The 14,988-nt window shown below is 75.2% G+C and carries 8 protein-coding genes; 1 reads left to right on the forward strand and 7 read right to left on the reverse strand.

Annotated elements, in window-relative coordinates:
- Positions 1-270: substrate-binding domain-containing protein (locus IEY96_RS21150; RefSeq protein WP_189196560.1), on the forward strand; the 270-nt coding region annotated here is incomplete at its 5' end.
- Positions 271-282: 12 nt separating this feature from the next.
- On the opposite strand, the gene IEY96_RS21155 is transcribed toward IEY96_RS21150, so the two are convergent.
- The 7 genes from IEY96_RS21155 to IEY96_RS21185 all read right to left on the reverse strand — a co-directional run bounded on the left by IEY96_RS21155 (position 283) and on the right by IEY96_RS21185 (position 14,892).
- Positions 283-1,578 (reverse strand): D-alanyl-D-alanine carboxypeptidase family protein, encoded by a 1,296-nt coding sequence (locus IEY96_RS21155; RefSeq protein ID WP_189196561.1) that lies wholly within the window; start codon positions 1,576-1,578, stop codon positions 283-285.
- A 101-nt stretch (positions 1,579-1,679) separates the two neighbouring features.
- Positions 1,680-3,605: a copper resistance CopC family protein gene (locus IEY96_RS21160; protein WP_189196562.1), complete on the reverse strand. Its 1,926-nt coding sequence runs from the start codon at positions 3,603-3,605 to the stop codon at positions 1,680-1,682.
- Positions 3,602-4,069 (reverse strand): hypothetical protein, encoded by a 468-nt coding sequence (locus IEY96_RS21165; RefSeq protein ID WP_189196563.1) that lies wholly within the window; start codon positions 4,067-4,069, stop codon positions 3,602-3,604. The genes IEY96_RS21160 and IEY96_RS21165 overlap by 4 nt, the downstream gene beginning before the upstream one ends.
- 54 nt (positions 4,070-4,123) lie before the next feature.
- Positions 4,124-7,093, reverse strand: coding sequence for a multicopper oxidase domain-containing protein (locus IEY96_RS21170; protein ID WP_189196564.1), 2,970 nt, complete (start codon positions 7,091-7,093; stop codon positions 4,124-4,126).
- Between the two features lie 20 nt (positions 7,094-7,113).
- Positions 7,114-8,415 (reverse strand): multicopper oxidase domain-containing protein, encoded by a 1,302-nt coding sequence (locus tag IEY96_RS21175; protein ID WP_189196565.1) that lies wholly within the window; start codon positions 8,413-8,415, stop codon positions 7,114-7,116.
- A 13-nt stretch (positions 8,416-8,428) separates the two neighbouring features.
- The gene (locus IEY96_RS21180) at positions 8,429-9,688 is read right to left on the reverse strand and encodes a multicopper oxidase domain-containing protein (protein WP_229791760.1); all 1,260 of its coding nucleotides are present in this window, start codon (positions 9,686-9,688) and stop codon (positions 8,429-8,431) included.
- Positions 9,689-9,759: 71 nt separating this feature from the next.
- The gene (locus IEY96_RS21185) at positions 9,760-14,892 is read right to left on the reverse strand and encodes an IPT/TIG domain-containing protein (RefSeq protein ID WP_189196566.1); all 5,133 of its coding nucleotides are present in this window, start codon (positions 14,890-14,892) and stop codon (positions 9,760-9,762) included.
- Positions 14,893-14,988 lie beyond the last annotated feature (96 nt).

Below are 14,988 nucleotides of genomic sequence, written 5' to 3' on the forward strand. Positions count from 1 at the left end.
CAGATGGCCTTCGGCGTCTACGAGGCGGTCCGCCGCCGCGGACTGCGCGTCGCCGACGACATCAGCATCGTCGGCTTCGACGACCTGCCCGAAGCCCGCTGGGCCTCCCCGCCACTGACCACGGTCCGGCAGCCGCTCGTGGAGATGGGCCGGCTCGCCGCCCGCACCGTGCTCCGCCTGACCCAGGGCGAGGAGATCGAGTCGCCCCGGGTCGAACTGGCCACCGAACTCGTGGTCCGGGACAGCAGCGCCCGCCCGGCCGCCGGGTAGGCCGCGGCCGGCTCAGTCGTCCTCCGGCGCCGCCACCCGCGACACCGACCCGGGTGGCAGCGCGGCGAGGGCGGCGTGCCGGCGACGCCGGGCCAGCAGCACCGCTCCCCCGGCCACCAGCACCACCCCGACCGCCACCGAGGGGCCGGTGCCCGGCCAGGCGCCGGTGGCCGTGGCGCCGGCGCCGCCCAGCCCCGCGCCCCCGGCGAGCGCCGACGCCGCACCGGTCGGCGACGCGCCGGCCCGATCCAGTTCGCCGGGGCGGACGAGCCGGCCGACTGCCGCGTCCCGGGGCAGGCCGAAGCCCCAGTCCAGCAGGGCGGCCCCCTGCTGCCAGCCGCGCTGGGTGGGGATCTCCGCGCCGAGCAGGGTCACCACCAGCCGGCGGCCGCCCCGCTCGGCCGCGCCCACGTAGGTGTGCCGGGCCAGGTCGGTGAAGCCGGTCTTGCCGCCGATCGCGCCCGGGTAGTGGTCGAGCAGCATGTTGTCGTTCGAAATCTGGAACGCCTTCGCGCGCAGCGCCGGCTGGGCGGGAACCCTCGCGGTCCGGGTGGCGGCGTACCGGCGGAACGCCGGGTCGGCGAAGCACGCCCGGGCGATCAACGCGAGGTCGTACGCGCTGGTGAACTGGCCCGGGCCGTCCAGCCCGGACGGCGTGACGGCGTGGGTCTGCAACGCGCCGAGCCGCCGGGCCTCCTCGTTCATCGCGCGGATGCCGCCGGCCGTCCCGTCCGCCCCGCCGCCCAGCCGGGCCAGGGCGTTGGCCGCCTCGTTGCCGGACTTCAGCAGCAGGCCCAGCCAGATCGTCTCGATCCGGTACCGGCCGCCCGCGACCAGCCCAACCGCCGAGCTGCCCGGCTCGATGGCCAGGTCCTCGGCCGTCACGGTGACCTCGCGGTCCGGGTCCAGCCTCGGCAGCACGGTGGCCGCCAGCAGCAGTTTCTGCACACTGGCCGGTACGCCGTACTCGTGCGGGCCGCAGCCGCCGAGCACCGCGCCGGTGTCCAGGTCGGCGACCACCCACGAGGTCGCGGTCACGGCCGGCGGAGCGGGCGCGGCCGGCGGCAGGGCCAGGCCGGCGGTGGCCAGGGCGGCGCCGCCGACCGCCCGCGCGACGGGGTCCGCCGCGGGTGGCGGCTGCGGCGGCCGGATCGTCGGGGCGGGCACGTTCGGGCAGGGCGGCGCCCCCGCCGGCAGCCGGCGGACGGGCGCCCCGCCCGTCCGGGTGCCCGCCACCGCGGGCGTGGGCAGCATCGACGCCGGCACGAGCAGGGCGGCCAGCACCGCGGACGGTCCCCAGGTCCTCATGGCCGGAGGCTAGCCACGCCGACCCGAACGGGTCGCCGGCTCGGGGATTCGCGTCACGCCGACGGCGGGGCGGGGTAGGCTTCCCGACCCCGGCGCGGTCGTCACCCGGACCTGACCGCCTCGGCGCCGGCCCCGACCGGTTCGCCGGGCCGTTCGGCCGGTCCCGGGACGCCGGCGGGCAGCGGCTGCTGGCGATCCCGCCCCTCCGTCCGCCGGCGTCGCCACCACCGGGCCGCCACGAGCACCAGCCCGGCCACGGCCACCCCGCCGAGGGCCAGCGCCGACCGGTCCAGCGCCGGTCGCAGCGGGGCCGCCGAGACGTGTACCGGGGTGGCGGCGCTCTCCCCCGCCGGCACCAGCCAGGGGTGGGTGTCGGTGACCGGGGGCAGGCCGTCGCGGAGCACGGTCACCCCCACCCGCCAGGCGCCCGGGGTACGGATGTCGTCCACCGCCACCACCCAGCCGTCGGCGGTCCGGGTCACCGGATGCACGGCCCGCTCCCCGTTCGGGCCGGTGAGCAGGAGCGACACCCCGGTCACCGGGGCGGGCGCCGGGCGCCGGGTGTCCCCGACGGCGATGCTGACGATGTTGCGCCCGGGGCGGTTGGGGCGGACGGCCACGGTGTCGACGAGGTCGGCCACCTGGCCGCTCACCTGCGGTTCGGTCCGGGCGGCGCCGGCCGCCGGGAAGGCTGGCCCCCGGGCCGGCCCGGCGGCGGCCAACGCCCCGGCCAGGCCGAGGACGACCGCGAGCGCCCCGGCCTCGGCGAGCAGGGCCCGGCGGGGCAGGTCGGCCCGGCGCAGCCGACGGGCGGTCCGCAGCCCCAGCAGGCCGGCCAGCCCGGCAACCCCGGCCTTGGCCAGCAGCAGCACCCCGTACGGGGAGCCGAGCAGCGCGTCCACCGTGGCCACCTGGGGGCCGGTGAGCAACAGCCCGGTCAGCACGAGCAGGGTGACGCAGCCGACCGCGAGGACGGCGAACCCCCGCAGCAGGGCACGGAGCTGGGCGGCGCGTTCCGCCGTGCGGCGAGCCACGGGAAGCAGGGCGGCCGCGGCGGCCAGCACGGTGCCGGCCCAGCCCCCGGCCGCGCGGCGGTGCGCGCCGCCGACAAGCGCGGTGCGGACCGGGCCGCCCGCCGGGTGGCCGAGCAGCGCGGTGCCGGCCGCCGCGGCGAGCGCACCGGCCAGGCCGACGGCGACGCCCGCGGGAGCGATCCGCGCGTCGGGCGCCGTGCGGAGCCGGTGGGCGGCGCGGAGCACGACCGCGAGCAGGGTCGCGGTGCCTGCCTCGCGGAGCAGCCAGCGACCGCCGGTGAGCTGGTCGGCCAGCAGTCGCCACCCGCCGGCCGCTCCGGCGAGCTGGATGGCCAGTTGCAGCGGCGCGGCGAGCAGCGCCAGCGCTCCCCCGTACCCGGACACCACGAGCAACCGCCGCCGGAGCGCGCGGTCCATGGTCGGTCCCGGCGACCGGCGGCGGCCGGCGAGGAGGGTGAGGGCCGCGCCGCCGAGCAGCACGGCGAAGCGGAGCAGGCCGGCGGCGCGGGCGGCGGTCTCCCGGGGGCCGGGGCCGACCGGGCCGGCGGCGCCGACGGCGGTGACCTGCCGGCCGACGCCGAAGACCAGGGTCCCGCTCGTGGTGTGCAGGTCGTCGCTGGACAGGGTGCGCCAGGAGACGTGGTAGGTGTTCGGCGGGAGGGCGGGCAGGCCGGCGACCAGGGTGACCGGCTCCTCGGTGTCGGCGTCCTCGGGGGCGGGCTCCCCGTCCGCACCGCGCAACGCCAGCCCGGTCACCGCCCAGTGCCGGCCATCCCCGTCGACCAGGGCGACCCGGGCGGCGGAGAGCTCGACGTGCTCGGTGAAGGCCAGGGTCAGCGTCTCGGGCGCCCGGTCGAGCACCGCGCCGTCAGCGGGCGCGCTGCTCGCCAGGTACGCGTGCGCCCGCGCCGGCGCGGGCCCGACCAGCACGGTCAGGCCCGCCACGGCGAGGGCGGCGAGGAGGCGGCCGAGCCGGCGGCGCACGACGGTCACCGCACCGGCACGTGGGCCAGCCGGCGCTGCCCCGACGTGATCTCGATCTTGTCGCCGCGCTTGATCGCGCCGCCGTTGTTCAGATAGAGCAGGTAGTAGCTCTGCCCGGGGCGCAGCTCGTGGCCCTGCTTCATCAGCGCCGCCCGCCAGGCCAGCTTGCCGGAGCGCTCGTTGCGCAGCCGCGGCGGATGCTTCGTGTCGTTCTGGAAGGCCGACGCCTTCTGGGTGTCCAGCACCACGTAGCGCAGCTCCACCAGGCCGCCGTCGCCGACGACGGCGGCCTGGGTGAAGCGGATGCCGAGGGTGGCCTCCAGCTGCCCGTCGTGCGGGACGGCGTAGCCCTGCCGGGCGTCGGCGTACCCGCCGAAGCGGACGATCGACACCGCGACCAGCGCCAGCACGAGCAGCGCGAGGACCAGCCGGCCGAGGCGGGGGCGCGGGATGCGGAACGGGATCGCGACCATGGTCAGGACTCCTCGGGGAGGATGGGGGCCGGGCGGGTGCCCGGCCCCCGGGCGTCAGGGTGCGGTGTAGCGGGTGGCGGCGTAGTTGTCGAAGCGCAGCGACCCGCTGGTGGTGGCGGTACGGGCGACCAGGCCCAGCGCCGCCGACTCGACCGTGTAGCCGCTGGTGTCGCCGGTCAGCGTGCCGACGGTGACGGCGCCGACCTTGAGCGTGGCCGAGCCCGCGGTGGCCGAGGCCCAGTCGAGCCGTACGGTTCCGCCGCTCGCGGCGACCCAGCCGGTGTACGCCCAGCCCGCCGGCCGCAGCAGCCCCAGCCGGAACTGGTTGACGCCGTTGCTGCGCCGGTACTGCGCCACCGCCAGGGCCCCGCCGGAGGCGTTGCGGAGCTGGTAGACGGTGACCACGGCGGTCTGCGGGTTGACGGTGCCGAGGATGACGTCGGCCCTGGCGTGGACGGTCCGCTCGGCGGCCGGGGTGTTGTCCACGACGTACCCGACGGTGCCGGCGACCAGCTCCCCACCGCTGACCGACACCGTGCCGCTGACCTGCGACCAGGCGCTCGTGCCGCCGGTGAAGGCGTCGGCGAAGATCGCGTTCGGCGGGTCCACGGTGACCGACACGCTGCCGGCCGCGCCCCAGTTGCCCAGCGCGTCGCGGGCCCGGACCCGCAGGGTGTGGGCGCCCCGGCTGAACCCGTTGAGGGCCACCGTGGCGGAGACGGCGGTGCCGCTGACCGTCATGGGGTGGCCGTGGCCGGCGCCGGGGTCGGCGCCCTCGTACCACTCGGCGGCGGCGACGGCGGAGGCCGCGTCGGTGGCGGTGGCGCTCAGGGTGAGCGTCGCCGCGCGGGCGGTCGGGTTCGGGGTGGCGGTGACCGCGCTGACCACCGGCCCGGTCCGGTCCAGCACGAAGCCGACCGCGGCGAGCGGGCCCCAGTTGCCGGCCGAGTCCCGGGCGTGCACCAGCACCTGGTGGGCGCCGTCGGCGAGCCCGGTCAGCTCACTCAGCGGCAGCAGCCCGTATGTGTTCTCCGTGCCGCCGTTGAACGACCCGTCGAGGGCCACGAAGGTGAAGCCGGTGCCGTCCGCGCCGCCGGCGTCGAGGAAGCCCTCCGCACCGGCGATGACGGAGTGCGTCCCGCCGCCGGCCGGGTCGGTGAAGGCGGCGTTGATCCGCAGGTCGGTCGGGTCGGACGCCGATCCGGTGCGGCCGTCGGTGGCGGCCGGGTCGACCGCCGCCGAGAGCAGCGTCGGCACCGTGCGGTCCACCACCAGGTCGGCGGTGGCGTACGGGCCCCAGAGCCCGAAGGAGTCCCGGGTGTGCACCCACACGGTGTGCCGGCCCTCGGCGAGTGCCGCGGCCACCACGGCGGGCACCATGCCGGACTCGGCGCTGACCGCCGCGCCCGGGCTGCCCAGGGTGAGCGGGGTGCCGGTGCCGTTGGCCCCGGTGGTGTCCAGGAAGTACTCGGCCCCGGTGACCGTGCCGCCGAGGCCGCGGTCGTCGCCGGTGGCGGAGACCGCGATGTCGCCCGTGCCGGCGGTCGGGTTGGGGCTGAGGGTGACCCCGGTGGTCACCGCCCCGGTGACCGCGAGGTTCAGCGTCGTGCTGCCCACCACGCCCCAGTTGCCGGCCGCGTCGTGGCCGCGTACCCAGATGGTGTGCCGGCCCTGGGCCAGCGTGGTGAGCAGGTCGGCGGGAAGGGCGGCGGTGGCCCCGGTGACGGTGGGACCGGCGCCGAAGCCGGCGGCGGAGAACGGGATGCCGGTGCCCTCGGCGACCCGCAGGTCGTCGACGACCGCCTCGGCCCGGTCCACCACCGAGTTGCCGTTGCGGGCGTCGGTGAAGTCGGCGGTGACGGTCACGGCGTCGCGCACGCTGGCCGGGTTCGGGGCGGCCCGGACGTTGGCCGCGGTCGGGCCGACGTGGTCGCCGCTGACCGGCGGCGGGTTGGTGTCCAGGAAGGTGAGCATGCCGCCGAACGCCTGCTGGGGGCTGACCCCGGTGACCGTGGCGCCGTAGCGCTGGCCGGCGTTGTTGAGCCGCCCGCCGGACTCCAGCAGCGCGAAGCGCCGCCCGTCCGGGCCGGCCGGCACGGCGACCACCGCGTCGACCGCCTGCCCCGGTTGCAGCGGCACGGTCACCGCCGCCTCCGGGTACGCGGCCGGCCGGGCGTCCTGGCCGACCACCGACTGGTCCAGCCCGAGCAGGGTCATCGGGTGCGGCTGGAGCCCGGCGGCGACGTAGCGCAGCAGCACCCGGCGGCCGACGTCGGTGGCGACCACATCGGTTTCCGGGAACGCCTTGCCGTTGATCAGCCGGTACGCCGGCGCGTAGGCGCGCATGTCGTAGGTGCGCGGGGCCGCGTTGAAGGCCGGGTCGACCTCGGTGAGCACCAGCACCGCCTCGTCGTCGTAGACCGAGGCGCCGTCCCCGTACCCGCTGGGCCGGCCGCCGACGGCGGGAGCGCGGACCACCAGCGCGCCGACCAGGCCCATGGCGACCTGCCTCGGGCCGAGCGCGGTGTGCCCGGCCTCGTAGAGGTAGGTGCCGGGGCGGGACGCGGTGAACGTGTAGCTGCGGGTGCCGCCGGGTGCGGCGCCGGTGCGGTCCGGGGCGAGCCCGGTGACCGCCGGGAGGGCCAGCGCCAGGTCGTCGGCGAGTCCGTTGTGCACGGTGATCGTCACCCGGTCGCCCTGGTCGACCACGAGCACCGGCCCGGGCAGGGTGGCCGGGGCGGCGTCGGTCGAGGCGAAGCCCCAGATCGGCACCGGCGTGGCGGCGCCGGGCAGCACCACCGAACCCGGCTTGGCCCACAGTTCGCAGCTGGCCGTGCCGCCGGCGAGCTGGCAGCCGGTCTGCGGCAGCGGGCCCTGCGGCGGGGCCGGCTCCCCGGCGAGGGTGGCCGGCGCCCGCCCGGCGGGAGCCGTGTGCGGGGCCGCGGCGTTCGCCGGGGCCGGGCCGAGGGCCAGCAGCGCGGCCGCGATCCCGGCGACCAGCCGAGGCGTACGGGTCAGTGTCATCGTCGCCCTCCCCTGCCTGATCACGCCGGGCATCCGGCGGGCGGGTCGATGCGGATCAGCGTCATCATTCCGCCGAAGCTCGCCCCGTAGTTGGTGGCCTGTTCCAGCGCGTGGCTGTGCGCGACGTGGTAGTACTCGCCGCACTGGTTGTTCTGCACCACGCCGGGCGGCAGTTCGCCCGGCTCGCCGCCGAGGTACGGGTTCTCCGCGAACCAGGTCTCCGGGCCGGGGCCGACGATCTGGTCCTGCAACGACGGCAGCGGCACCGGGATCGGGTTGCCCTGCGGGTCCCAGTGCTCGGCGTCCTTCCAGATCATCAGCGTGTCCACGGTCTGGCCGGGCGCCACGTCGATGAGAAAGCTGGAGTACGACAGGTCCTGCCCGCCGGGGCCCTGCGCGGGCCGGCCGTCCCGGGCGATGAGCTGCTCGTCGCTGCCGTGCGGGTGGAACGGGTAGCTCACCGAGCCGGCGTTGAGGTAGCGGATCAGCGCCGGCTTCGGGTTGCCCACCGGGTCGTACGGGCGGATGTGGATCAGCGCCCCGTACGGCTGGGCGGGCAGCCAGTCGGCGTGGTTGGGCGCGATGGTGTCCGGCATGCTGCGCCCGTTGATGGTGAAGTAGCGGGCCTTGTAGCGGGTGAAGTCGTAGGCCCGCTTCCGCTCGACGGCGAGGTGCAGGTCCGGGTCGATCTCACCGAGCAGGTAGAGGTATTCGCGGTCGGGGTCGAACGCCGAGTCAGCCCGGTCGTTCTCCCGCTCGGGGTGGCCGGCCGGGCGGACCACGAGGGCGCCGTAGAGGCCCATCTGCAGCTGCTTCTGGGCGTCCGTGCCGGACTGGTAGAGGTAGGTGCCCGGCGGGCCGGCCGTGAAGGTGTAGGTGACCGAGCCGGTGTTGGCGGCGGCCGTGGTGGTCAGCGAGGTGAGGGTGCCGGCGGCGTCGGTCTCCGGCTGGGCGGGCTGGCCGTCGGCGAGCACCTGGACCTGGCCGGGGAAGGTGATCGAGGTGGGCTCGGGCAGGCTGTTGTGCAGCACCACGGTCACCTTCACCCCGGCGGTGACGCACAGCGTCGGGCCGGGGAGCTGGAAGGCGCCGCCGCCGGCCGCGTAGCTCCACATGTAGATGGTGTTGCCGTCCGGCATGGCCGCGTACCCGCCGGTGGCCGTCAGGTCGAAGGCGTTGTCGCCGGCGGTGAGGCACTCCAGGCCGGCGGGCGGGCTGGCGGCCGACTGGCTCGGTCCGGGGACGACGAGCACGGCGACGATGGCCGCGACGAGCGGCACCGCGCTGAGCCGCTTCCACCGGCCGCGGTCGAGACGAAGCATCGGAACCCCCATCTCAGGCGTTCGCCCGGGTCTGTGCCGGCAGCGTGCCCGGCGGCGAGACCCGGATCTCGGTCAGCTGCCCGCCCCGTCCGCCGCCGGCGTTGGCCAGCGACATCAGGTCGCGGTCGTAGAGCAGGTACGTGCCGGGGTCGGGCGCGGTGAAGATGACGTCCCGGCTCTCCCCCGGCCCGATCTGGACGGTGTTGGTCACCTGGTACTCGGCGCTGCCGTCGCGGCCGCGCAGGAGCGCGGCGTCCTTGCCGACCACCAGCAGGTCGACGCCGTCCACGGTGACGGTGTGGTTCCGGTAGCCGAGGTTGGCCAGCCGCAGCAGCACCCGCTCCCCCGCGTTCGCGGTGATCAGCGAGGAGATCGGCTGGTAGCGCAGCCGGCCGGCGGCGGCGCTCATCGGGTCGCCGTTCGGGGCCAGGGTGTCCGGGTGGCAGCGGCCGTTGAAGGCGAAGAAGGACGGCTTGTAGTCGGTCCAGTCGGTCGTCTGGATGTGCGCGTCCCGGTAGTGCGCCTCGGCCCACACCTCGGTGAGCATCAGCGCGAACTCCCGGTCGTACCGGGTGGTGCCGTCGCCGTCGTTGTAGGCGTACCTCCCGGGCGGCACGTCGGCGGTGCCGGCGTTCTGCGCCGGGCGGACGTAGACGATCCCGGTCATGCCCATCTGCACGTGCTCGACGTCCTCGAAGTGGCAGTGGTACATGTAGGTGCCGGCGTCGTGCGGGCGGTAGAAGTAGGTGAAGTCGCGGCCGATCGGCACCGAGATGGACAGCTCCGGCACGCCGTCGAAGAGCGGGATGGCGTTGCGGAAGCCGTGCCAGTGCACGGTGTGCCCGTCGGTGAGGTCGGGGCGGACCGACAGGCCGAGATTGGTCAGCGTGATCCTGATGTCGGTCTCCTGGTCGAAGCCGAGCAGCGGGGCGCTGATCTGCGCCTTGCCGCGCTGGGCGGTGACCTCGGTGGCGGACCGGCCGGTGACGTCGCGGAAGCCGAAGACGTAGAGGTCGGCGCCGGGCGGGGCGAGCGGATCGGGCCAGAACGGGCTGATCGGCGGGGCGCCCTGCGGCATCGAGACCCAGCCGTCGGTGGCGGCCAGGTGCAGGGTCGCGGTCGGGTTCGGGACCGCGCGGGGCAGCACCGCGGCCGGGCGGCGGAGCTGGGCGTCGGAGCCGCGCTCCGGCAGGACCGCCCAGGTGCCCAGACCGGTGACGCCGGCCAGCAGGGCGCGCCGGCTGATGCTCGGCTGCCGTACGGGATCGGTCACGATCTCCTCCTCGGTGGGTGGGACGGGCGGGATCCGCGGGCGGCCGGTGTGGGCCGGCCGCCCGCGGACGGTCAGGGCAGTTCGTCGGCGCCGGCGTCCGGCCGCGTGGTGCTGCGCGACTGGCCGTCGATGTCGACCGTCGGGGCGGTGAGGGTGAAGGTGCCGTAGGTGCGGGAGACCACGCCGAGGCCGCTGGCCGACGAGCCGGCCCCGGCCAGGTGCCAGTCGCCCATCTGCGTGAGCGGGACCTGCTGGAGCACGATCACCGCCTGGCGGAACGACGGGAAGGTGCGCGAGGTCAGGACCTGCACCGACACCGCAAACGGGGTGCGGAACGCCGGGTCGAGGCCCACCCGGTTGGTGCTGCTCGGCGTGGTGCCGGTGGTGTCCTGGAGCACCGAGTTGGTCGGGGTCAGCGGGCCCACCCCGTCGGCGGAGCCCATGTCCCAGTGCCGCACCGGTTCCCCGGCGGGTGCGTCGGCGGCCCCGATGCCGGTGACCCGGACGCCGTTCCAGTCCCCGGCCCGGTTGTCCCAGAAGATGTTGTTGAACAGCTTCGGCTTGCTGAAGGTCGGCGAGCCGTCCGGGAGCGTGGCCTGGAGCTGGTCGCTGTTCGCGGTGGTGGAGAGGCCGGCGGGAGCGGCCCGGCCGTTGCTGGTGGCGGCGGTAGCCGTGGTGATGTTGCCGGCCACCGTGTTGTTGACCATCCGGACGTCCGGGGCGTCGTCGAGCGCCACACCCGCGCCCTCGTGGGTGGAGATGTTGTCCACCACCATGTTGTTCGTCACCGAGATCGGCACGTTGCCGGCCTGGAGCAGCCGGACGCCGCCGCCGTCGTCGTTGGCGAGGTTCGCCTCCACCACGTTGGCGTCGATCTCCACGGCCCCGGAGCCGGGCGACAGCCCCGTCGGGTCCGACGGCAGTTCCCCGGCCACCATGATGCCGCCGGCCTCGTCGTACGACTGGTTGAGCCAGATCCGGTTGGCGGCGATCCGGCCGTTGTAGGACAGGCCGTAGTGGCTGATCCCGCCGCCGTACTCGGCCGAGAAGTTGCCGCAGATGGCGTTGTGGTCCACCGAGTACGCGTTGCTGCCGGCGAAGATGCCGATCCCGCCGGCCAGGTTGGTGCCGCCGTTGTCGCGGATCTGGTTGCGGGAGATGCTCACGTGGTCGTTGCTGGTGTTCAGGTACGGGGTCCCGACCCGGATCGCGCCGCCGTAGGAGCCGCTGTTGGCGACGATGACGTTGTCGGTGATCCGGGTGTAGTCCGCGCCGGCGTGCAGGTATACGCCGCCGCCCTGGGTGACCACCGCGCCGGGCGCCCCGTACGGCGTCGTCACGCCACCGGTGACGTCGTTGACGTTGCCCGCGAAGTCCGACTGGTTGCCGCCGGTGATCCGGAAGCCGTCGATCGTGACGGGGTTACCGGCGCCGAACTGGCCCGACCGGGCCAGCACGGTCACCACCGCGCCGTCGGGCACCGACGCCGGGCCGAGGTGCGGCAGGGAGCCGACCATGTTCAGCCAGGCCGTGCCGGCCGGGTTGTCGATGCCGAACGCCCGGCCGTCGAGGACGGACCCGGCGACCGTGGTGTTGTCGGCGTACCGGCCGCCCGGGCCGACGCCCTGGAGCCGGACCGAGGAGTGCACGACCACGTTCTCGTAGTAGGCGCCGGCGGGGTTGTCCGGCCCGGGGGTGTTCGGCCAGACCGCGACCACCGCGATCCCTCCGGCGGCGGCCGCCGCCTCCAGCGCCGACTGCACGGTGCCGTAGGTGGTCTCCCCGGCGCGGACCGCCCACGCGGGCGGCTTGACCTGGAACAGCCGCGGGTTGGCCGCGCCTCCGACGCCGGTGCCGGTGGTGGCGCCGAGGAGCTGGAAGGTGAGGCCGTTGGTGGTCGTCCGGCCGTTGGCGGCGGTCACCCGCAGCTCGGCCGGGCCGACCGAGCCGCCGGTCAGGGTGACCTCGATCTTCCGGTCGGACCAGGAGGTGACGGTCACCGTCGGGTCGGTGCCGGCGGAGTCGAGGACGACCGCGCTGCCCGGGCCGCGGGTGCCGAACCCGGTGCCGGTGATGGTGACCCGGCGGTCGGTGTCGGTGCTGCGCAGGAACGGCCGGGAGACCGCGAAGAGCTGGGGGACGTCCCCGGCCGGGTCGCACTGCACCGCGCCGAGCTGGCCGGAGCCGGGTGCGATGCCGACGGCCGCGACCGCGGTGGGCGCGGTGTCGGTGACCGTGTAGAGGCCGGGCCAGGCCTGGAAGTTGGTGGCGATGGTCCGGTAGCGGGGGTTGTAGTTGCCGTTGAGGTGGCCCGGCTGGCCGGGGTCGTTGCCGACGAAGCGGTACATGTTCGGGCACGGGCCGGCCGGCAGCGGGCAGTTGTAGGTGCTGGTGGACGGCTCGATGGCCTCGTACATGCCGTTGAAGTCGGTGTCCACGGTGTCCACCAGGCGGCCGGCCCAGTCGTACAGGCCGACGGGGATGTTCGGGATGCCCTCGGCCTCGCCGTAGTTGGCGCTGCGCCGGTCGTGGGTCAGCCCGAGGTCGTTGATCACCAGGCCCCAGAAGTGAGTGGGCAGCGGCACCGGGGTGAACAGGTTGAAGTTGGGGGCGCTGGCCTGCCCGCCGCGGACCTCGACGAGCTTGGTGTCGCAGAGCGGGCGCCGCTGGCCCTCGAACGGGCTGCCGCCGCCGTCGAGGAAGCCGGGGTCGGTGACGTGCACGGTGTGCAGCGCCCCCGCGCAGGACGAGGTGATGCCGTTGCCCTGCGACGGCGGCTCGCCCGGGTCGGGCTGCGGGTCGGGCGGCGCCGGCTGGTCGGTGGCCTGGTCGGGCGCGGGCGGGAAGTTCTCCTGGGGCAGGAAGCCGTCGCCGTCGAAGACGTTGACGTCCTCCTCGCGGGTGGGTTGGTACATCGGGCCGCCGCCGACCGGGTTGTCCGGGCTCTCCACGCTGACCAGATAGTCGTCCGGCACCAGCGGCTGGGTCTGCCCGTCGGGCAGCGGCGCGTACAGCGGCAGGTCGTGGTCCGCGCCGGGGTTCGCCGGGTCACCCGGCGGGATCAGGTTGAGCTTGGAGTCGGCGAACGCGTAGTTGCCGTTGACGGTCTGCCCGAAGTTGGTCGGGTCGTTGTCGGTCGGGGCGGTCTGGAAGCCCATCATCGGGGCCTCGACGCACATCTGGTCCGCCTCCGTGCCGAAGTCCGGCAGGGCGAGCTGGTCGGTGAGCGGGCGCCCGTCGAACATCCGGGCGGTGCAGCCCCGCCCCGGCTGCCAGGTCTCCGAGGTGTACGCGTCGTTGAGCTCCGGGCCCTTCCTCAGCGAGCCGTCCTCGTCGCGTACCGGGTTGCCGTCGGCGTCCCGGACCACCGCGTACAGGTGGACCTTGATGCCGGGGATGCCCGGCTGGTACGGCTCGGTGGCCGCGTTCGCCGGGTCCAGCTCGTTGCGCGTGGTGTCGTAGGTGACGGTGCCCGCGATGCCGCCGTTCTCCGCGCCCTGGTAGGGCTGCACGCCCCAGTCGACCCGGCCGGAGAGCCCGATGATGGGCAGCACGTCCACGTCGACGGCCGCGCCGAGCAGGGTGGTGGGTTCGGGCTCGTTCGGCGCCTGGTAGGTGATGCCGGTCGTCTTGTAGCGGGTGTTGAACGCCTCCAGCACCAGCCACTTGGTCAGCGGGTACGCCTCCTTGATGGCGTAGTGGCCGGCGCTGTCGGTGACCACGCTGTTGGTGGCCTGGTCCATCAGGGAGTTGTCGCGTTCCTTGAGCACCACGGGGAAGCGCGGTACGCCGCTCTCCCCCGGGTCCTGCCTGCCGTTGCCGTTGGTGTCGACGAAGACCGTGCCGGTGATCTCGGTGAACCAGCCGACCAGCGGCTTCGCGCCGATGTCGACGGTCTTCCCGCCGCTGACCGTGACGTTGAACGAGTCGAGCAGCATCTCCTGCGGGCCGTCCCAGAGGGTCAGCTGGTAGTCGCCGTCGGGGACGTGCGGGATCCGGAACGAGCCGTCGGCGGCGCCCCGGTCCAGGTAGATCATCCGGTCGCCGTCGCCCAGGTCGGACAGGGCCACCCAGGGCCGGGCGACCGGGCCGGCGATCTTCGCCCCGGCCACGCCGTCGGCCGGCAGCGTCACCCCGCCCTGACCACCCACGTAGGTGTACGCCTGCACGACCGTGCCGGTGACCGCGCCGGCGGCGGTGCCGGTGAGCGCCTTCGGGGCGACGAAGCCGAAGTCGACGTACGGCACGGGCTCGCCGCCCAGGCTCTGCTCGGTGTCGTAGCCGGTGTCGGCCTCCTGCACCCAGACGTCCCAGTCGTGGCCGCCCTCCAGGGTGGTGGTCTGCACCCAGGTCTGTCCGCTCGGCGCGACCACCGAGGCCGCGTACCGGTCGGGGCCGAGGTTGGGGATGACGATGTCGCCCGCCGCGTCGCTGCGGCAGCCGGTGGACTCCCGGGCGACGACGGGCCGGCCGTCGGCGAAGACGACCTGACCGGCCGGGTGGGTGGCGTCCGGCGCGGTGTGCCGGTACTCGGTGCAGAGCGGGTTGCCGTAGTAGTCGACCGTCACCTCGCCCATCACGTCGGCCAGGTGGGCGGTGAAGCCGGCGAGCCCGCGTTCGGCGCCCACCTCGTAGGTGCCGTCGACCGGGACGCTGTCCTCGAAGATCCGCAGCCGGACCGTGCCGAGCGGCAGCGGGTACGGCTGCATGCCGACGGTCACCGCCCGGGTCTGCCCCGCCGTGACCGTGAAGTGCTCACCGTCGATCTTGTAGCCGTCGGCGGTCACCGAGATCAGGTAGCGGCCGGCGGGCAGGCCGTCCAGCGCCGTACCCGGGGAGAGGGTGTCCTGGTCGCCCTGGGCGACCACCGGGACGGCGCCCGGGGTGTTGCGGATGGACGGCCAGCGGCAGTGGTCGGCGAAGTCGGCCGCGCTGGCCACCCCGGCCCGGGCGGGCAGGCAGTGCTCGAGCGGGTCGTGCGGGTCGCCGGTGTCGTCCGCGGTGATCATCCAGCGGTAGTCGGTCACCGGGTCGCCCTGCTGGATCTGCGGCGCCGGACCGACGGTGCGGGCGCTGACCACCGCCAGGGTGACGGCGCCCGTGGTCGGCTCGGCGGCGGCCGGGCCCGGTGGCACCACGAACCCGACGAGCAGCAGGCAACTGGCGGACACGAACCAGCGCGGCCAGACGGAACGACGCGGCATGCCCTCACCCCCTCGGTCAGCGGAGAACGGCCGCGTGCGGTACGCAGCCGGGCTGGTGCCGAGCATGGGTGGCGCCGGGGCGCTGACGACCGTTTA

This window comes from Micromonospora fulviviridis, from assembly GCF_014648395.1.
Classification (GTDB): Bacteria; Actinomycetota; Actinomycetes; order Mycobacteriales; family Micromonosporaceae; genus Micromonospora; species Micromonospora fulviviridis.

What these genes read in the sequence shown, in the direction of transcription:
- IEY96_RS21155 (WP_189196561.1), bottom strand. Translation starts at nt 1,578, where the DNA reads ATGAGGACCTGGGGACCGTCCGCGGTGCTGGCCGCCCTGCTCGTGCCG.
- IEY96_RS21165 (WP_189196563.1), bottom strand. Translation starts at nt 4,069, where the DNA reads ATGGTCGCGATCCCGTTCCGCATCCCGCGCCCCCGCCTCGGCCGGCTG.
- IEY96_RS21170 (WP_189196564.1), bottom strand. Translation starts at nt 7,093, where the DNA reads ATGACACTGACCCGTACGCCTCGGCTGGTCGCCGGGATCGCGGCCGCG.
- IEY96_RS21175 (WP_189196565.1), bottom strand. Translation starts at nt 8,415, where the DNA reads ATGCTTCGTCTCGACCGCGGCCGGTGGAAGCGGCTCAGCGCGGTGCCG.
- IEY96_RS21185 (WP_189196566.1), bottom strand. Translation starts at nt 14,892, where the DNA reads ATGCCGCGTCGTTCCGTCTGGCCGCGCTGGTTCGTGTCCGCCAGTTGC.